The 18,027-nt window shown below is 41.1% G+C and carries 17 protein-coding genes; 7 read left to right on the top strand and 10 right to left on the bottom strand.

Going from position 1 to position 18,027, the window contains the following annotated elements; genetic code table 11:
- Positions 1-76 precede the first annotated feature (76 nt).
- Both pflA and gatB read left to right on the top strand, forming a co-directional pair.
- Positions 77-823, top strand: a complete 747-nt coding sequence (pflA, locus tag T530_RS0108070) for a pyruvate formate-lyase-activating protein (protein WP_027728573.1) — start codon at positions 77-79, stop codon at positions 821-823.
- Between the two features lie 46 nt (positions 824-869).
- Positions 870-2,411 (top strand): Asp-tRNA(Asn)/Glu-tRNA(Gln) amidotransferase subunit GatB, encoded by a 1,542-nt coding sequence (gene gatB / locus T530_RS0108065; protein WP_027728572.1) that lies wholly within the window; start codon positions 870-872, stop codon positions 2,409-2,411.
- 2 nt (positions 2,412-2,413) lie between these two features.
- Here gatB and T530_RS14785 read toward each other — a convergent pair whose 3' ends face one another.
- Positions 2,414-4,681, bottom strand: a complete 2,268-nt coding sequence (locus tag T530_RS14785; RefSeq protein ID WP_027728571.1) for a GGDEF domain-containing protein — start codon at positions 4,679-4,681, stop codon at positions 2,414-2,416.
- Between the two features lie 174 nt (positions 4,682-4,855).
- On the opposite strand from T530_RS14785, the gene lysA reads away from it, so the two are divergent.
- Positions 4,856-6,124, top strand: a complete 1,269-nt coding sequence (gene lysA, locus T530_RS0108055) for a diaminopimelate decarboxylase (RefSeq protein WP_027728570.1) — start codon at positions 4,856-4,858, stop codon at positions 6,122-6,124.
- Between the two features lie 78 nt (positions 6,125-6,202).
- Here the strand turns inward: lysA and T530_RS0108050 are convergent, their stop codons facing one another.
- The 3 genes from T530_RS0108050 to T530_RS13925 form a co-directional block, all read right to left on the bottom strand.
- Positions 6,203-8,275, bottom strand: a complete 2,073-nt coding sequence (locus T530_RS0108050) for a methyl-accepting chemotaxis protein (protein WP_027728569.1) — start codon at positions 8,273-8,275, stop codon at positions 6,203-6,205.
- 140 nt (positions 8,276-8,415) lie between these two features.
- Entirely contained in the window at positions 8,416-9,882 is a 1,467-nt protein-coding gene (locus T530_RS0108045; RefSeq protein ID WP_027728568.1) for a nicotinate phosphoribosyltransferase, read from the bottom strand.
- Between the two features lie 244 nt (positions 9,883-10,126).
- Positions 10,127-10,912: an SDR family oxidoreductase gene (locus tag T530_RS13925; RefSeq protein WP_038074147.1), complete on the bottom strand. Its 786-nt coding sequence runs from the start codon at positions 10,910-10,912 to the stop codon at positions 10,127-10,129.
- A gap of 46 nt (positions 10,913-10,958) precedes the next feature.
- Between T530_RS13925 and T530_RS0108035 the strand changes: the two genes are divergently transcribed.
- The 3 genes from T530_RS0108035 (at position 10,959) to T530_RS0108025 (ending at position 14,337) form a co-directional block, all read left to right on the top strand.
- On the top strand, positions 10,959-12,164 hold the full coding sequence (locus T530_RS0108035; RefSeq protein WP_027728567.1) for a glycoside hydrolase family 3 N-terminal domain-containing protein: 1,206 nt from the start codon (positions 10,959-10,961) through the stop codon (positions 12,162-12,164).
- Positions 12,165-13,022, top strand: coding sequence for an RNA methyltransferase (locus tag T530_RS0108030; RefSeq protein WP_027728566.1), 858 nt, complete (start codon positions 12,165-12,167; stop codon positions 13,020-13,022).
- A gap of 67 nt (positions 13,023-13,089) precedes the next feature.
- Positions 13,090-14,337 (top strand): HD domain-containing phosphohydrolase, encoded by a 1,248-nt coding sequence (locus tag T530_RS0108025; RefSeq protein ID WP_027728565.1) that lies wholly within the window; start codon positions 13,090-13,092, stop codon positions 14,335-14,337.
- Position 14,338: 1 nt separating this feature from the next.
- On the opposite strand, the gene T530_RS0108020 is transcribed toward T530_RS0108025, so the two are convergent.
- The 6 genes from T530_RS0108020 to infC are packed head-to-tail and all read right to left on the bottom strand — an operon-like array spanning position 14,339 to position 16,846.
- A complete protein-coding gene (locus T530_RS0108020) occupies positions 14,339-14,806 on the bottom strand; it encodes a DUF188 domain-containing protein (RefSeq protein ID WP_051537900.1) in 468 nt (155 codons plus the stop codon).
- Position 14,807: 1 nt separating this feature from the next.
- A complete protein-coding gene (locus tag T530_RS0108015; protein ID WP_027728563.1) occupies positions 14,808-15,119 on the bottom strand; it encodes a cell division protein ZapA in 312 nt (103 codons plus the stop codon).
- Entirely contained in the window at positions 15,119-15,694 is a 576-nt protein-coding gene (gene zapB, locus T530_RS0108010; RefSeq protein WP_027728562.1) for a cell division protein ZapB, read from the bottom strand. The genes T530_RS0108015 and zapB overlap by 1 nt, the downstream gene beginning before the upstream one ends.
- A 28-nt stretch (positions 15,695-15,722) precedes the next feature.
- Entirely contained in the window at positions 15,723-16,082 is a 360-nt protein-coding gene (gene rplT, locus T530_RS0108005; protein ID WP_009104689.1) for a 50S ribosomal protein L20, read from the bottom strand.
- 12 nt (positions 16,083-16,094) lie between these two features.
- Complete coding sequence (gene rpmI / locus T530_RS0108000; protein WP_009104687.1) at positions 16,095-16,295, bottom strand: 50S ribosomal protein L35; 201 nt, start codon at positions 16,293-16,295, stop codon at positions 16,095-16,097.
- A gap of 11 nt (positions 16,296-16,306) precedes the next feature.
- Positions 16,307-16,846: a translation initiation factor IF-3 gene (gene infC / locus T530_RS0107995; protein WP_027728561.1), complete on the bottom strand. Its 540-nt coding sequence runs from the start codon at positions 16,844-16,846 to the stop codon at positions 16,307-16,309.
- 151 nt (positions 16,847-16,997) lie between these two features.
- On the opposite strand from infC, the gene T530_RS0107990 reads away from it, so the two are divergent.
- Entirely contained in the window at positions 16,998-17,987 is a 990-nt protein-coding gene (locus T530_RS0107990) for a TRM11 family methyltransferase (RefSeq protein ID WP_027728560.1), read from the top strand.
- The last annotated feature ends 40 nt before the right edge of the window (positions 17,988-18,027 follow it).

The raw sequence follows: 18,027 nt of genomic DNA, 5'->3' as shown, positions 1-18,027 counted from the left end.
TACATTTATAATGATAATGTTAGCATTATTATAGAATATGGCTCGTTTTGACCGGCGAGTCTCCACAGGAGCAATTATGGAAGGATATATTCACCAGCTTGAGAGTTTTGGCTGCGCAGACGGACCTGGAAGCCGTTTTATCATCTTTTTTTCAGGCTGCGCTTACCGCTGCAAATACTGCCACAATCCCGACACCTGGAAAATGACTGACGGCAAAAAATACACCACAGACCAGCTGATTACTGAGGCCTTGAGCTGCCGGGCTTACTGGGGAAAGAAGGGCGGAATCACTGTCAGCGGTGGAGAGCCTTTGCTTCAGATTGATTTTTTGACTGAACTTTTTGAAAAGGCAAAAGAAAAGGGAATTAATACCTGTATTGATACTGCAGGTGGTCCTTTTACAAAAGAAGGTGAATGGTTTAAGAAGTTTGAAAAGCTGATGGCTGTTACAGATATCCTTCTTGTTGATATTAAGCACATTGATGAAAAAGAACACGTAGAACTAACAGGCCAGACCCGAGAAAACGTTCGCGAAATGTTTGAGTATCTTGATAAAATCAATAAGCCTATCTGGATCCGTCACGTCCTTGTGCCTGGCATTACAGATAATGATGAATATTTGACAAAGACCCGTGATTTTATCCGCACTTTGCACAATGTTCAGCGTGTAGAAATACTTCCGTATCACGGACTTGGCGCTGCAAAATACAAGGAAATGGGAATTGATTATGTTCTTAAAGATACCGAAAGTCCTACAAAAGAACGCGTAGAAAATGCCCGCGCCATCCTTGAGTGCGAAAAATACGACGGGTGGAAAAAGTAGACGCAAATCTGTATAATAGAGGTCTATTTTTATTGGAGTTCTTAAAATGATTGATAAGTGGGAAATCGTAATCGGTTGTGAGATTCATACTCAGCTTTTGACTAAAACTAAGGCTTTTTGTGCCTGCGAAAATAGATACGGCGGAATGCCAGATACACGCGTTTGCCCGGTTTGTCTTGGACTTCCTGGCGCTATGCCTCGTATTTCTAAAGGTTATGTAGAACTTGGCGCTGTTGCAGGACAGGCTTTGAACTGCCAGATTGCACGCTTTACCAAATTTGACCGCAAGCACTATTTTTATCCTGACCTTGCAAAAGGCTATCAGATTACTCAGTACGATATTCCTCTTTGTACAAACGGTTATGTTGACTTGCCTTTCAGAAGCTTCCCAAAAGATGAGCAGCCGGGCGGAGCAAAATGCCGCGACAAGAACTTTATCGGTGAAAACTGCATTGTTGAAACAGAAGGAAATAAATATCGCCGCGTACGCGTAGAGCGCATCCACCTTGAAGAGGACGTAGGTAAGTCTTTGCACTTGCAGGGCGCTCACTCATACATCGACTATAACCGCTGTGGTACTCCGCTTATCGAAATTGTAACAAAGCCAGATATGACTTCTCCGGAAGAAGCCGCTTTGTTCATGCAGACAGTTCAGGAAATCCTCCGCTATGTAAAAGTTACAAACGGTAACCTTGAAGAAGGTAACATGCGCTGCGACGCAAACATCAACCTGAACGTATGGGAAGACGGAAAACTCTACCACACACCAATTTCAGAAATCAAGAACCTGAACTCTTTCAAGGCTATCCGCGAGGCATGTACATACGAAGCTCAGCGCCAGCTTAAGGAATTCCAGGAAGACCGCCAGGAATTCAACCCGGGCTTTAAAGTAACAATGGGCTGGGACGAAGAAAAAGGTCAGACTGTAGTTCAGCGAACTAAAAACAGCTTTGTTGACTACCGCTTTGTTGTTGAACCAGATATCAAGCCTTTTAGCGTAAGCGAAGAATTGATTTCTACAGCACTTGCAAAAGTAGGTGAACTTCCTGAAGCTAAACGCCAGCGCTACAAGAAAGAATACGGCATGACAGACTTTGACGTAGAAACAATGACTTCTACAAAAGACCTTGCAATGTGGTTTGAAGAGGCTGCAACAAAGTCTAAGAGCCCTAAAAAGGTTGCAAACCTTATTCTTGCAGAGCTTCTTGCTGTAGTAAATGAAAATAAACAGACTATCAACGATGTAAAAATTACACCGGCTCACATTGCTCAGCTTGCTGATGCTCTGGAAGACGGAAAAATTACTTCAAAACAGGGTAAGGAAGTATTTGCCGAAATGCTTTCTTCAAACAAAATGCCTTTGGACATCATCAAAGAAAAGGGCATGGAAGTTGTAAGCGACGCCGGCGAAATTGAAAAGATTGTTCAGGACGTAATTGCCGCAAATCCTAAGGCTGTAGAAGACTATAAGGGCGGTAAAACTAACGTTGTAGGCTGGCTCATGGGACAGGTAATGAAAATGTCACATGGTAAGGCTAACCCTAAACAGGCAACAGAGCTTCTTAACAAACACCTGGCAGCTCTCTAGTCTTATTTGTGAACCTTAATAAATTCTACAAAATCTTCTGCGGTGAGGGGCTTGGAATAGAAATAGCCCTGCGCCTCATCGCAGTTAATTGAACGCAAGAAATCCCGCTGAACTTCAGTTTCAACACCTTCAAAAATAGTTGATTTATTCAAAACCTTACTCATTTCAATCAGAATTTCAATAAAGTCTGCTGACTGTTTATCCAGTTCTCCGTTTTCTTTTGTAGAAGCGGTAAGGAAAGAGCGGTCAAACTTAAGGACATCAATCGGAATTTTAGTAAGCATGTTCAAAGAACTTTCGCCGCTTCCAAAATCGTCCATTGCGACCGTAAAGCCTTCCTTGTGAAGTTTATCGGTGATTTCCTTAAGGGTTTTGTCATCCATTACAGAGCGTTCAATGATTTCGACCTGAATAAGATTAGAAGGAATTGAATAACGCTTGAATACATCAAGAAAATCGTGCATAAACTTTTCAGGCTTGCTGTGGTTTCGGCTCATGTTTACGGAAATCGGAACTATAGGCTTATTATTGTGAATCTGATTTTCCAGGAACTTAAATACCTGTTCATAAACATAAAAGTCCAGTTTAGTGATAAAACCGTTGCGTTCAAAAAGCGGAATAAAGGTGTCTGGCATCAGTTTGCCAAGTTTTGGACTCTGCCAGCGGACCAGGGCTTCGGCGCCAACAATCTTATCATCTGAAAGAGAAATTTTTGGCTGGTACATTACATAGAATTCACCGTTTTTAAGGGCATCTTCCATATGGCTTTCTATGAATTTTTCTTCCCGGATTCTGTTCAGAAGCTTTGAGTTGTAAATGGCATATTGGGTAAGAAGATTTTCCTGAATTGTGGTTTTTGCAAAGGAAGCCTGTCCTATCAATTGCTGGATTGTATCTGCTCTGTCACTGTTTTCCGGCATTAAGAAAGAAATTCCGTATTTTGACATAAAGGGAATTTCATAATCTTTTGTCTTTAAGTTCAGTTCTGTTAATTCATGCTTAAAAATTGCCATTGCATTTCTGACAGAAGGAATTTTAAGCAAAATGTAAAAATGATCTGCAAAACCGCGGCCTATAATAGCATTGTATTTCATTGCAAGCTTGTTCAGGCGGCGGGAAAAGTAAAAAATCATGGCATCTGAGGCATCTTCGCCGTAATTCTGATAGGTATAACGGAACTGCCTGATATCACATTCCAGGAACATGAATTTATTGTTTGGATTATGCTTAAGAAGTTTTGCAGCTTCAATTTCAAAGTGTTTTCTGGTCCAAAGCGTAGTTAAAGAATCATAAATTGTTTCAATATGCTGGTGGCGGTGTAAAAGACTGATTACATAAAACTCAAGGAAGGTTAGAACAAGCATAGTCGCAAGACCAACCAGAATTATGATTACACGGTAGCGGTTCTCCTTCTGTTTAAAGGCATAAAAGAAGGTGTCTGGAACCGAAAGTCCCAGAGTCCAGTTTGTTGGAGGAATTCTCTGTAAAAAGATTGTTACCGGACTTCCCCTTGTGCTTATGGTCTTATAGTGTCCCTGTCCGATTTTTGTAATTTCCCGCGAAGAAAGCAGGTTACTGTCATGGATTTCCGGGCTATAGGTTTTTAAAATCATGTCCGGGTCTGGATGGCATATAAATTTTCCGTGTTCACCCAGAATGAAAATCCATTCATCCTTATTCAGGAGGAAATTTTCAACAGTATTATTCAAAGTTGTAAGTTTAATTGAGGCTGAATAAAAACCGCGCAGGCTGCCGTCTTCTCTTTTTACTGTCGACGCAAGGATGATTACAGGCTCATCATTCATATGCGAGCGGATAGGAGAGCTTACAAAATAATCAAGTTTTTCATCAACTATTTTATGAAAGTATTCGCGGTCTGTAACATCAGAAAGGGTCATATTCTGCCTGAAGCCTATGCCTTCCGGGTTTACAAAAGAAACATTCATAAAATCAGGATGATTCAGAACTTTTGACTTGTTCAGATTTCTTTGAACTTCACTATCTGTATGATTAAGTGCATAGCCTGTCTTTATAAAGGTATCAAGAACAGAAAAATAACTTTCGATTTTAAGGGTTACGGACTGGGCATAGCCGGAAGACATATCTTCGCAGTAATCATCAAATTCAGCCCGCGATTGATTTACAAGCTTTGTAGTTATGTGTGAACTTGCAAGAACTACGATTAAAGTAAAAATCAGTGAAACAATAAGTGAAAAAATCAGATTTACTTTATTTGGATTATACTGTTTGTTGTCTTTAATTAATCTCATTATAATTCCATCTACATTTTCATATTCCTTCCACCTTATAATAATTATAACACGTATTTAGAAAAGTGCATTTAATTTATAAGAATTTTTTAATCTTTAAGTTATGAAATATATTGAAGATTTTTTTCTATTTTGACATAATTTTTCCCATAATAAATCTAAAAAGAGGGTAGTATGAGTTCTAATTTTCCGCTTACACAGTCACAGCTTGATAATCTGATTCAGGATTTTCCGACACCGTTTTATCTTTATGATGAGCAGGCAATCCGCGACAACATGAAACGCTTTACAAAAGCATTCAGCATTTTCCCTAAATTCCGCGAACACTTTGCCGTAAAAGCATGTCCAAATCCTTATATCCTGAAAATTCTTGCTGATGAAGGCTGCGGTGCAGACTGTTCTTCATTGCCGGAACTTATGCTTTCTCATCTTGCAGGCATTACAAATGAAAAAGTAATTTTTACTTCAAACGAAACTCCTGCTTCTGAATATAAATTCGCCTACGAGCACGGAAACATCATCAATCTTGATGATATTACTCATATTGATTTTTTGAAAAAAGCTCTCGGCGGCGAGTTTCCTGAGACAATCTGCTTCCGTTATAACCCGGGAAGCGAAAAACAGGGCTGTAACTCAATCATCGGAAAGCCGGAAGAAGCAAAATACGGTCTTACCCGCGCTCAGATTATCGAAGCTTATGCAAAATGCCGCGACCTTGGTGTAAAGCATTTCGGCCTTCATACAATGGTTGCTTCAAACGAACTTAATCCAAACTTCTTTGTTGATACTGCAAAGCTTGTTTTTGAACTTGCCGCAGAAATCAAGGAAAAGACTGGTGTTCAAATTGAATTTGTTGATTTGGGCGGAGGTCTTGGTATTCCTTACAAACCTGATCAGAAGGCTGTTGATTATGACGAAGTTGCAAAGGGAATCCGCTCAGAATATGACCGCGTTGTAGTTCCTGCAGGCCTTGATCCTCTTGCAATTTACTGGGAGTGCGGCCGTCCTATCACAGGACCTTACGGCTGGCTTGTTACAACTGCCATTCACCAGAAGCATATTTACCGCGAATACATTGCAGTGGATTCATGTATGGCAGATTTGATGCGCCCAGGTATGTACGGTTCATACCACGAAGTTACAGTTAGCGGCAAGGAAAATGCCCCAAAAACAGAAGTATATGATGTAGTTGGTTCTCTCTGCGAAAACTGCGATAAGTTTGCAGTTCAGAGAAGCCTTCCAAAAATTGATATTGGCGACCACGTGATTATTCACGACGCTGGTGCACACGGCCGCGCAATGGGTTTCAACTACAACGGAAAGCTCCGCTGCGGTGAAATCCTTATGCGTCCTAACGGTTCCTTCAAGGAAATCCGTCGCCGCGAAACAGTAGATGATTTGTTTGCTACCCTCGACCTTGGCGGTGTAAAAGACTTTAAATAAAAGCTGACTAAAATAAAAAAGGGCTGCGGTTTCTGAAGATTACTTCAAATCCCGCAGCCCTTTTTTTATGTAATAAAATTATACCTTAAACTGGTCTACCTGTTCTCCAATCTGACTGATTGATCCTCCAATCTGTTCAGATACCTCTTTCAGGGTAACTCCAGTTTCATTAATCTTCTTTGCACCAATGCTCATTTCTTCCATGCTGGAAGTCATATGCATTGCTGCATCCTGCAGGGACTGAACTTCTGCAAGAATCATCTTATTTCCTTCTTCCATTTCGGCAGAAGCATTCTTTACTTCAAGAGTGCTGTCCTGCATGTTATGAAGGGCCTCTGTAATCTGTTTAGAACCTTCATTCTGCTCTTCCATGGCAGATTTAATCTGCATTACAAGGGCATCTGTATCTTCAAGTTTCTTTGAAACAGCTTCAAAGGCAATGCTGGCTTCCGAACTTGCAGCTACAACTTCACCAATAGATTCCTTGATGTTTGTAAGCTGATTTCCGATTGTCTTAGACTGGGCCGTAGATGTTTCAGAAAGTTTACGGATTTCATCAGCAACTACGGCAAAACCCTTTCCTGCTTCACCAGCGTGTGCAGCCTCAATTGCAGCGTTCATAGCCAGAAGGTTTGTCTGACTTGCAATGTTTGCGATTGCCACGTTAGCTTCCTGCAGCATCTGAGACTGAGTTTCAATCTGCTCAATTCTTTCGTTTACGGCTCTCTGTTTGTCAATTCCGACCTGAGAGTTTGAACGCAAATCTGAGAATGAGTAAGCCATCTTATCCATAGAAGTATTAACAGAAGAAATATTTCCAATCATCTCTTCTACGGCAGCGGAAGCCTGTGTTACGCCGCTTGACTGATTTTGTACCATGCGGCCAAGACTTTCGATATTCGAAGCAATCTCGGTAACAGCACCTGCTGTCTGGTTAACGCTCTGGTTCTGTCCTTCAATCTGGCGCTTCATACTGTCGATGTTAGCAATAATTTGTGTAATAGAACTTGCAGTATCCTGAGTAGAAGAATTGAGGTTTTCTCCTGCAACCATAAGCTCGTCTTTTGAGTTCTTTACATCACCGATAATTGCCTGAAGTTTTTCACTGAACTTATTGAAGCCCTGAACAACTTCACCGATTTCATCATTAGCGGTAGCGTTCAATCGTTTTGTAAGGTCGGCATCTCCAGAAGCAATTCCGGAAATGGCACTACTTACATCCTTAAGAGGCTTAATAGAAAGTTTTACAACGAACATTCCGACTATAACTGCAAAAATAAGTGAGCCGACCGAAATGAGAATCATTGTGAAAAGAAGCTCTGAAATTCCGTTGTAGAAATCCTTGTAAGGAGCTACACAAACAGCACTCCATTCGCAGCCATCAATCGGCTGGTAAGAAACGGCATATTTTTTCTTTTCTATTTCATCATAATAAACTTCTGCAGCAGTTTCTCCGTTCATAATACGGTCAAGAATTGGCTTGAAGCCTTCGCATGCAACATCACTTGCAACTGTGTTTTCTTCTACAAGTTTCTGATTTTCATGGGCAACGTAGCGGCCGCTTCTTCTGCTGATAACAAATGGATGAGAAGCTTTTCCAACTGTAAGTGTTGTCATAGTCTGGCAGAGGTCTGAGGCATTTACAATTACTGCAAGAATACCAATCTGTTTGCCGCTTTCGTTATAAAATGGAGCTCCATAATAGGTACAAAGATGTCCGTTTGTCTTAGACCAGTCAGGATCCATAAGGGAGTTCTTGCCTTTCATTGCTTCAGCAATATATTCACGATTGGACATATCATGGTATACGCCTGTTGTTGAGTATCCGACACCTTTTTCGTCGTAACATCCCATACCCATATACTTGCTTTTTCCTTTAGTTACGCTGTTTGCAAGTCTCCATTTTTCCTGTAAATCAACAGATGGATCTCTGAAAATAGAAAGGTTTGCAACGGTTTCTATAGTCTTAAATTCACGTTCATTAATGGTTTGAATCTTTGCCGCTACGGTGTGAGCAAGATTCAAGTTTCCTGTTTCAACGGCAGCAGTCAGTTCCTGCTGTGACTTTCTGTAGCTGAATCCGGCAATCAGGGCTGCCGTAATAAAAATTAAGCTGAACATTGCGAAAGTGATTTTAGTTTTTATACCCATGTAAAACTCCTTGTGTATTGTTTAAAATTATAACATGGGTTTATAAAATTTAGCAAAAAAAATTAAAATGCCCCGGCTTTCTCGACCGGGGCATATGCATTTTGAAGAAAAACTTCCTTCTTTTCTAATATTTGCCTGTACTATCTGTCCAGATTTTTGTTGATGAAGTCCAGTTTCAAATCCTTGAGCTGCTCTGTAATAGAAACCTTATAGATATGAGGGTTCAGAATGCGTTTGTAAGAAGCGTCCAGAGTTTCAAGCTGGCTCTGCATTGTTGTACGGCTTATCTGAAGCTGTTCGCTGTCTGGCAGACGAGGTGAAAGACGTTTTCCGTTTTCAATTCTCTTTTTCAAGAGAGGCTCAACCTTAGAAGCCTTGAATGTGAACTGGCGGTAATCAACCATAGGGTGATAGAAGCGGTATTCTTTTCCTGCTTCAAGACTTTCGTCTTCCAGAGCCAGAATATCAGCCGCAGCCATACCGTTTTCATCATAAAGACGGAAAATATTCTTAACGCCAGGGTTGGTAGTCTTTGCAGGGTTATCGCTGAACTTCATTGCAGGAGTCATGCTGTCAGTTTCCTTGTCATGGCGGGCACTGAGCTTGTAAACGCCTGTAAATGAGGATTCGTTTCCGCCTGTAACCATGTGAGTACCAACACCCCAGCTGTTGATTGGAGCGCCGCGGGCAACGAGAGTTGAAATAATCTCTTCTGTAAGTTCGTTAGAAACGCTGATTTTTGCCTGAGGATAGCCTGCGCGGTCAAGTTCCTTGCGAACTTCGCGTGTAAGGTAATCAATATCACCGGAATCAAGACGAACACCAAAGTTATAGCCCTTTTCTACAAGTTCACCACCGGCGATGATAGCGTTTTTAATACCGCTCTTAAGAGTATCGTAAGTATCAATCAAAAATACTGAGTTCTGAGGGTAAATCTTTGCATATTCGCGGAAAGCTTCAAGTTCAGAAGAGTGGCTCATAATCCATGAGTGAGCCATAGTTCCCATTACAGGAATACCGTAAAGTTTGCCTGCAAGAGTGTTGGAAGTTCCTGCAGCGCCACCAATGTAAGAGGCACGTGTAGCGCTCATAGCTCCGTCCGGACCCTGTGCGCGGCGAAGACCAAATTCCATAATAGGCGCCTTTTTAGAAGCAAGCCAGATGCGGGCAGTTTTAGTTGCTATAAGGCTCTGGAAGTTTACGTGGTTCAAAACAAGACCTTCAATAATCTGAGCCTCAATAAGGTTAGCGTGAATACGTACAAGCGGTTCCTGAGGGAAGATTACAGTTCCTTCATCCATTGTATAAAGGTCGCCTGTAAAGCTGAAGTCCTTAAGATAATCAAGGAAGCCTTCTTCAAAAATCTTCTGGCTTCTGAGGTATTCAATATCAGCCTCGCTGAAGCGGAAAGAAGTAAGGGCATCCATCAAAGTTTCATTTCCTGCAAGAACAGAAAAACCACCGTTGAAAGGGTTCTTTCTAAAGAACATGTCAAATACAACCTTCTGGTTCATATTTGCCTTCCAGTAGCCCTGTGCCATAGTAAGTTCATAGAAGTCAGTAAAAAGAGCGCTGTTGATTGTGCTGTTCTCAATCGGTTCGTTCATAAAAAATCTCCAAAAATCTTTATTTATAAAAATGATAAAGGGATTTTTTTCGAGTCAGCGTCCAGCATCTGTCCGCAGTCTGCAGGTCCCATTTCTTCTATATTAGCAAATTTTTGCATTTTAGGGAATGAGGGGAATTTTGCGCCAGTATAAAACTCCCAGTCGCATTTCGGTGCTTGCTTCGCGCGGTTTCACTTCGTTCAACTGCCTTCGGCACACCTCAATTCTCGGGCGTGGTGTCGTCTTAATGTGGACGTTTGTTGTACTTAAATGTCAGTTCTGCCACCAGGTATCTTCCAACAAAGCGGCTGAGAAAGGCTGTTATGCGCCATTTTGCAAAAGCAAGGGCTGTGTGGCGGCGGGCCAGGGCGCGTTTAATGCAGTGGGCCACCGTTTTTTCGCAGGAACGGCCGCCTTTTACTTCCTTGCGCACTCCGTTTGAGGCAACATTCGCAAATTCTGTACTGACGCTGCCCGGGCATAGGGCTGTCACGCTTATCCCGCGAGGTTTGAGCTCTGCCGCAAGTGCAAGACTGAAGTTGAGGACATAAGCTTTTGTTGCGGCGTAAACTGCAAAGTTTCCAAGAGGCATAAAGGCCGCAAGGCTTGCCGTATTTATGATAAGACCCTCTTTTTTCATGTAGGGCAGGGCGTAACCGCAGATTCCTGTAAGTGATGTACAGTTTAAGTCTATCATCTGCATTTCGCGTTCAACAGGTGTTTCTTCAAAAGGACCGTATGTGCCGAATCCTGCATTGTTTACAAGGATTTTTAATTCTGCATCGGAAGGAAAATTTTCTTTTAGATACGTGCTGAATGCCTGTGCACCCTGTGAACCTGTCAAATCGAGTGCTACGGGAATAATACTTATTTTATTATCATTTTCTATTTCCGCCTTCAGTTCTTCAAGTCTGTCACTTCTGCGGGCTACAATCCAAAGTTCGTCACAAAGATTTTTTTGTGCAAGCTGGCGGGCAAACTCTGCTCCCATTCCTGAACTTGCGCCTGTTATAATTCCGATTTTCTTCATATCCACGATTATATTATTTTTACAAAAAATGCGGTATAATCATAATATGAAAAAAATTATTTTTACCGCTTTAGCCGCGCTTTTTTTTATTTCCTGCACATCAAAAACAGAAAAACTTCAGAGTAAAAAAGAAAAACTCAATCATCAGAATGCCAGCACTTTTTATCAGAATTACGTTTATTCCAAGGTAAAGACAAATCAGACAGAACTTGAAAACTATATAAAAAATCTTCCCCTGGAAAAGAAAATTGCCCAGCTTTTTATCGAAAATCTTGAAGGGAATGTCACTTTCCGCAGTTATGAAACTTTCGGCGATATGACCGGAAACGGAGATAAAACTCCTATGGTTGCCGGCGGCTATCTATTCTTCTCTTATAATTTAAGTGATACCGTTGAAGAAACTCAGAATTACATAGCTTCAATCCGTTCTTACACGAATACCCACGGTCAGATTCAGCCTTTCCTTGCAATCGATCAGGAAGGCGGCTGGGTAAACCGTCTTAAAAAACTTACGGGTAAGCTGCCTTCTCAGGAAAACGTAGGTCAGATGGCAAATATCAGCGATGTTTATGAGCTTTATTCTCTTCAGGCAAAAAAAATGGCTGACATTGGTTTTGACATGAACCTGGCCCCTGTAATTGAAGTCTGCACTGACGATAACCGCGAATTTCTTGACGGCCGCAGCTTTGGAGATGCCCAGAAAGTAAGGGATTACGGAATTGCCTGTGTAAACGCCTATGAAAATAACGGAATTGCAACTGTAATCAAGCACTTTCCGGGCAATACAAATACCGACCCTCATACAGGCTTGCCGGAAATTAAACTCCCTCTTGAAGAACTTAATGAACTTTTGCTGCCATTTAAAAATATCTGTGACCATGCCCCTGCAGGAGTTCTTATGAGTCATGCCAGAACTTCTGCCCTTGATGGAAAAACTCCTGCCTGTCTTTCAAAAGTCTGGGTGAGCGAAATTCTCCGCAATGAATACGGCTATCAGGGTATTATTTTTTCTGATGATATTTTTATGGGCGCCCTTGCCGATAACGGTTTTCCGCCGGAAAAAGCTGCAGTTCTTGCTATAGAAGCTGGGGTTGACTGCATCATGACTTCTGAAAAGCGTTTTGCAAAACAGGCAAGGCTTCTGTATAAAAAAGCTTCGGAAGATTCTGCTTTTGCTTCCCGAATTGATGAAGCTGTAAAACGTATTCTGGAATATAAAATAAAAGCCGGACTTTTTAAGCTGGAGCAGTAAATGGGAAAAAAATCATCTGAAAAAGCAAAAAAACTTTCCGGGGCTGAAGGCTTTAATCAATATTATGGGGAACTTTACGGCCAGCGTTGGGAAGCTTTGAAAACCTCTTTTGAAAAGGAAAATCAGCCTGTCGAATATAAAGTTACGGGGGCTGAAAAATCATATTTTTTGGACAGCGCCAGCGTTCTTGCAGCTTTATGTCTTCCTCTTAAAGGAGCAGAAAATATCCTTGATTTATGCGCAGCTCCCGGCGGTAAAACTTTAGTTCTTGCCAGCCGCATGGATGAAGATGCCAAACTTTCTTCAAATGAACGTTCTCCTGAGCGCAAGCACCGTCTTTCTGTCGTTGTAGAAACTTGTCTGCCCCTGCAAATCAGTGAACGGGTTCAGACTTCCTGCTCTGACGGTTCTACCTGGTGTACCCGTCAGACTGAATGTTTTGACCGCATCCTTCTGGATGCGCCCTGTTCTTCAGAACGCCACGTTTACAACGACCCAAAATATCTTAAAGACTGGTCTCTTTCCCGCATAAAAACCGTCACAACCGAACAGTGGGCTTTGCTGTCCTCTGCCTATCGTCTTTTAGAGCCAGATGGAATATTGCTTTATTCAACCTGCGCCCTCTGCCCTGATGAAAATGATGAGATGATTGAACGTCTTTTCAAAAAGTTTAATAAAGACGGAACTGTCTTTGAACTTCTATCTCCATCACCAGAGTTGTCAGAAATTGAAGGCTTTACAAAAATCACTCTTCCTCAATATGAAAAAACGAAGTATGGCTATCAGATTTTGCCGGATGTTTCTGGCGGCGCCGGACCTATTTATTTTTCGATAATAAAAAAACTTAAATCGCTTTAAAAGTTTAATTATAACCTATATAATTGCTGTATTAAAAAAAGATAAATGTATTATAAGAGGATTTGAAGTGGCCGCTTACAATAAAGAGACAAAGAATCGCCTGGAACAGATTGTAGAAATCGCAAGAAGTCTTTCTGAAATTCAGGATATTGATATTCTTCTTGAACGTATTCTCACAGAGACCCGTCATATTGTAAATGCGGATGCAGGTTCTATTTACGTTGTTGAAGGCAACAATCTGAAAATTAAATACGGCCAGAATGATACTCAGCTCAAACTCCTTGAGCCTGGTGAAAAGCTTCCTTATACATATTTTTCTTTCCCTATTGATGAAACATCAATTTCGGGCTATGTTGCAAAAACTCAGCGTCCTTTGAATATTGAAGATGCCTATAATATCCCGGAAGATACACCGTATCAGTTTAATAAAGAATCAGACATCACAACTGATTATCATACAAGTTCAATTTATACCTTCCCTCTTAAGATAAAGGGTGGAGCCCTGCTGGGCGTAATTCAGATTATCAATGCAATGGATGATGAAGGAAATATTGTTCCTTTTTCAAAAGAGGCTGAACTTTTAATTTCTCACTTTGCTTCAAGTGCGGTTCAGGCTTTGCAGCGCGCATATGTTACAAGCAGCATGGTAAAGCGAATGCTTAAAATGGCAGAGTTCCGCGATCCAAAAGAAACTTATCCTCATGTTGAGCGTGTTTCTTCATTCTCTCTGGAAATTTACGACCGCTATGCTTTTAATCACGGCATTCCTTATGATGAACAGGAAAAATACCGCGATCTTTTGAAAATCGGCGCCAAATTCCATGATGTAGGTAAAGTTGGAATTTCTGATGTTATTCTGAAAAAGGCTTTCCCTCGCTTTACAGAGGAAGAACGCAATATTATGAAAGGTCATACCTGTATCGGAGCTCAGCTTTTTGATCCTTCTGAAAGTGATCTTGATATTATCTGCCGTGATATTGCCCTGCATCACCATGACCGCTGGGATGGAGGAGAATCAGGATATCCTGGAAAGATAGATTTGTGCTCTTTCTCAATTAAGGACGGAAGATTACCTGAAGGTGAAGTTCTTAAAGGAAATGATATTCCTCTGGCAGCGCGTATCGTTGCCGTTGCCGATGTTTTTGATGCTTTGAGTCATAAACGCTGTTACAAAGAGTCCTGGTCTATAGAAGAATCATTTAATGAAATTTACAACAGTGCGGGTTCACACTTTGATCCTGAAGTAGTTGATGCTTTTTCTCAGATTAAAGACCGTATATGTTCTATTCTTAATGCTATCCCTGATACAGAATAGATTATCGGATCTGGCCCGATAATGACAGGAGTTTTTGCAATATGCGGTCAAAGCAGTTGGCAAATTTTTCAAAATCTTTTTTGCTGTAACCGTCTTTAGTCCGCTTTACAACGCCTGCTTCGAAAAGGGCAAAGTCAAAATCCCGGTCAGAAAGTAAATCCTTGATATTATCTTTTGTAAAGGAAGTCCCTCGGTCGTTGATGGCTGCAATTCCCTTTTCAACAAGTCTGTCTGCAAAGATTATATCCCGCGTAATTACAAGGTCACTTTCCCCTGCGTGTTCAAAAATGTAATTATCTGCAGCGTCCTTTTCCGCCTGGCAGATTATCATTTCAAAAGGTTTTTCATCGCAGGGAATGTTTTTATTTGCAACGAAAAAAACTTTAATTCCGTTTTTTGCGGCAATTTTTACTGTGTGATTTCTTACAAGAGTAGGGCAGGAATCTGCATCAATCCATATTTGAATCAAATTAAAGTACCTTGTTGATTTTTTCTATCATATCCAGAGTGTGACGTTCAATGTCATTGCTCTGAAGAATTACGTCCGGGTCAAGTTTTTCTGTTTCCAGGGCGATTTTGTTCTGTTTTTCTTTATAAACTTCGTCGCAGAGCATAATGCCTGCAAGGATTGCTGTCTGGAGAGGTGTTTTTAATGCAGTGATTTTCTGAGCGTCTTCGGCAACGCGGTTATAATATGTAAGAAGCTTCTGTAAATATTCGTCGTCGCCGTTTGCCTGAATTGTAAATGAGGTTCCTAATGTATTTATGTGAAGTTTACCCATTAGAAAATATCGAATCCCAAGTTATCTGGATTTTCTTCTTCAATTTCCTCTTCAGCTGCTTCTGAAACAGGAGCTGGAGCTTCGTTCATTGTAAAAAAGTTGTCCTGAACTGGCTGTGCTGGCTGATAAGGCTTTTCCTGACTTACAGGTGCCTGAGGAATTGTGTTTACCGGCTGAACCGGTTCTGTCTGCTGAAATACTGGCTGTGACTGAAGAGGAGCCTGAGGCTGCGAAGTCTGCTGAACTGATGTTGAAGCTGGTTTTTGAACAGGCTGCTGAACCTGTGCTGTTGGCTGAACTTTTGCCTGAATGGTAGAAGGAGCCTGGCCGTTTGCTACTTTCAGAACTGAGTTTTCAATCTGATTCAAACGGTCAAGTGCTTTTAAGATTCCACTTTCGATCTGGCTCTGATCTGTCTCAAAAGAAGAAAGCTGCTCCGACTTGCTTGAAAGCGCATTTGTGAGCTCTGAACATTTACTGCGCAGAGCATCGTTTTCAGCCTGTAACTGTTGTATTTTAGCAACAGCACTTTCTACCTTTTGTTCAAGAAGCATTACCTGATCAAGTGAAATCATATGGTTTCCTTAAAACGTCGTTTTTAACTTAAGCTTTAAGAGCTTTTTTAGCAGCTTCTACAACTGCTTTGAAAGCTGCTGGATCTTCAATAGCCATATTAGAAAGAGCCTTGCGGTTCAATTTAATACCTGCTTTGTTACATCCATCAATAAAACGTGAGTATGAAAGACCTTCTTCACGAACTGCTGCGTTGATACGTGCAATCCACAAAGCGCGGAATTCATGTTTCTTATCACGGCGGTCTACATAAGCGTGGTTCAATGCTTTTGTTACAGCATCTTTAGCAGCTTTGTAGTTTGATTTTCTGTCGCCGATGAAACCTTTAGCGAGTTTCAAAATCTTTACACGGCGATTCTTTCTTTTTGTTCCGTCTATTGCTCTTGACATGTTCTACCTCTATTAAGCGTATGGAAGCATCTGCTTTCTGATTTTCTTTGCATCTGCTTCAGCAACATAACCTGCTGCTCTAAGATTTCTCTTTCTCTTCTGAGATCTCTTTGTCAAGATATGACGAAGATTCTGCTTCTTGTGCTTTACTTTGCCAGTGCCTGTTAAAGAATAACGTTTTGCAGCTGACTTCTTTGTCTTCATTTTAGGCATTTTGTAACCCCTTATTTTGCGGCTTTTGCTGAAATTGTCATTGACATGTTTCTGCCGTCCATTGCAGCAGGCTTTTCAATGTTATACGCCGAGGTAAGTCGCTTTAGCACCTCATTCATTACTTCAAAGCCGAGTTCGGTATGCGCAAGTTCACGTCCGCGGAAACGGATTGTAACTTTTACCTTATCGCCCTCGTCAAGGAATTCCTGAATATGTTTGGCCTTAGTATCAAGATCTCCTGAGCCAATTTTTGGCTGCATTCGGATTTCCTTCAACTTTAATACCTTCTGATTTTTCTTGGAATCTCGGAGCTTTTTTTCCTGTTCAAATCGGTATTTGCCATAATCAAGTATTTTACATACCGGTGGATTAGCATTTGGTGAAACTTCAACAAGGTCAAGGTCTTTGTCCCTAGCCATATTGAGAGCCTGGTTAGTCGGAACGATTCCGAGCTGGTTGCCCTCATCATCGATAAGTCGAACCTCACGAACACGAATCATTTCATTGATTCTCTGTCCTTTGTTGCTGTTGTTTGCATTTACGTATGCCAATTATCCTCCTAGGTGTTAATGCAAAAGAATGGTAATGGAAGCCCTCTTTTACAAAGTAAAACACTTTCTACATATAACGTATTCTAATAATATATAGGAAATTGGCCTTGTGTGTCTAGATTCAAAAGGCGGTTTTTAGTACATTTGATGCATGGCAGAATTTGTTTCAAGCTTCGCGACAGGTTTTGAAGATGTGGTCGCCGCTGATTTTCCGCACGCTGTAAAGGGTGCTAAAATAATAAAGGTTTACGACGGTTTTGTACATTACCGTTTTGACGGAAATTCCCGTGATTTAGAAAAAGTTATTTATTTTAACAACACTTTTTTTGTAATAAAGACTTTTAAAAATGCAAATTTTAAGCTGATGGTAAATGCCGTCGCCCAGCAAAAACATTATTATCTGATAAATAAGGGCACCTTCCGCGTTCGCTTTATTCAGGAAAATCAGTTTGCAAAGGTTGATAAGACTGTTGCCCGCAAGGCAGAAGAAACGGTTCTTGCAAATTCCAAGCTTTCTCTTGACCGCCTCAGTCCTTCTACCGAAGTCTGGTATTCTATTCGCCGAGACGGTTTTTCTTTTTGCGGAGAACTGATTGCTAAACGTGAATTTACAGAAAAAAATCTCAATAAGGGTGAACTGCGTCCTGAAGTTGCCTATTTGATGGGTGTTTTTGCAGAACTCAAGCCGGATATGGTTCTTGCTGACGTCTTCGCAGGTTACGGCTCAATTCCTGTGCAGCTTATCAAGAAGTTTAAGCCTTCTAAGCTTTACGTCAGCGACATCAGTCCGGAACAGGTGGAACTTATAGGTGCCAAAAAGCAGATGGCAGATGAAAGGGTGGACCTGCGCGTGGCAGATGCCTTTGATTTAAATCATATTTCCGATGCCGAAGTTGACTGCGTAATTACTGATCCGCCATGGGGCTTTTACGAAGATATCGGTGATATAAAAATCTTCTATAATAAGACCTTTGATTCTCTTTTGCGCATTGTAAAGCCGGAAGGTAAGATTGTGATTTTGTCTGCCAGAAAAGAAGAATTAGAAGCAAGTCTTGCAGAAAAAGGGCTTAAAATAGAAAAAAGCCTTCATACTCTTATTAACGGTAAGAAGGCTTCGCTTTATCTGATAAAAAGAATTTAGCCACAGATGGGATACAGATTTTCGCAGATTTTTTTATCTG

The organism is Treponema sp. C6A8 (assembly GCF_000619925.1).
Lineage (GTDB): Bacteria > Spirochaetota > Spirochaetia > Treponematales > Treponemataceae > Treponema_D.
The sequence above is the reverse complement of the archived record's forward strand: the minus strand, read 5'-3'. Positions and strand labels throughout refer to the sequence as shown.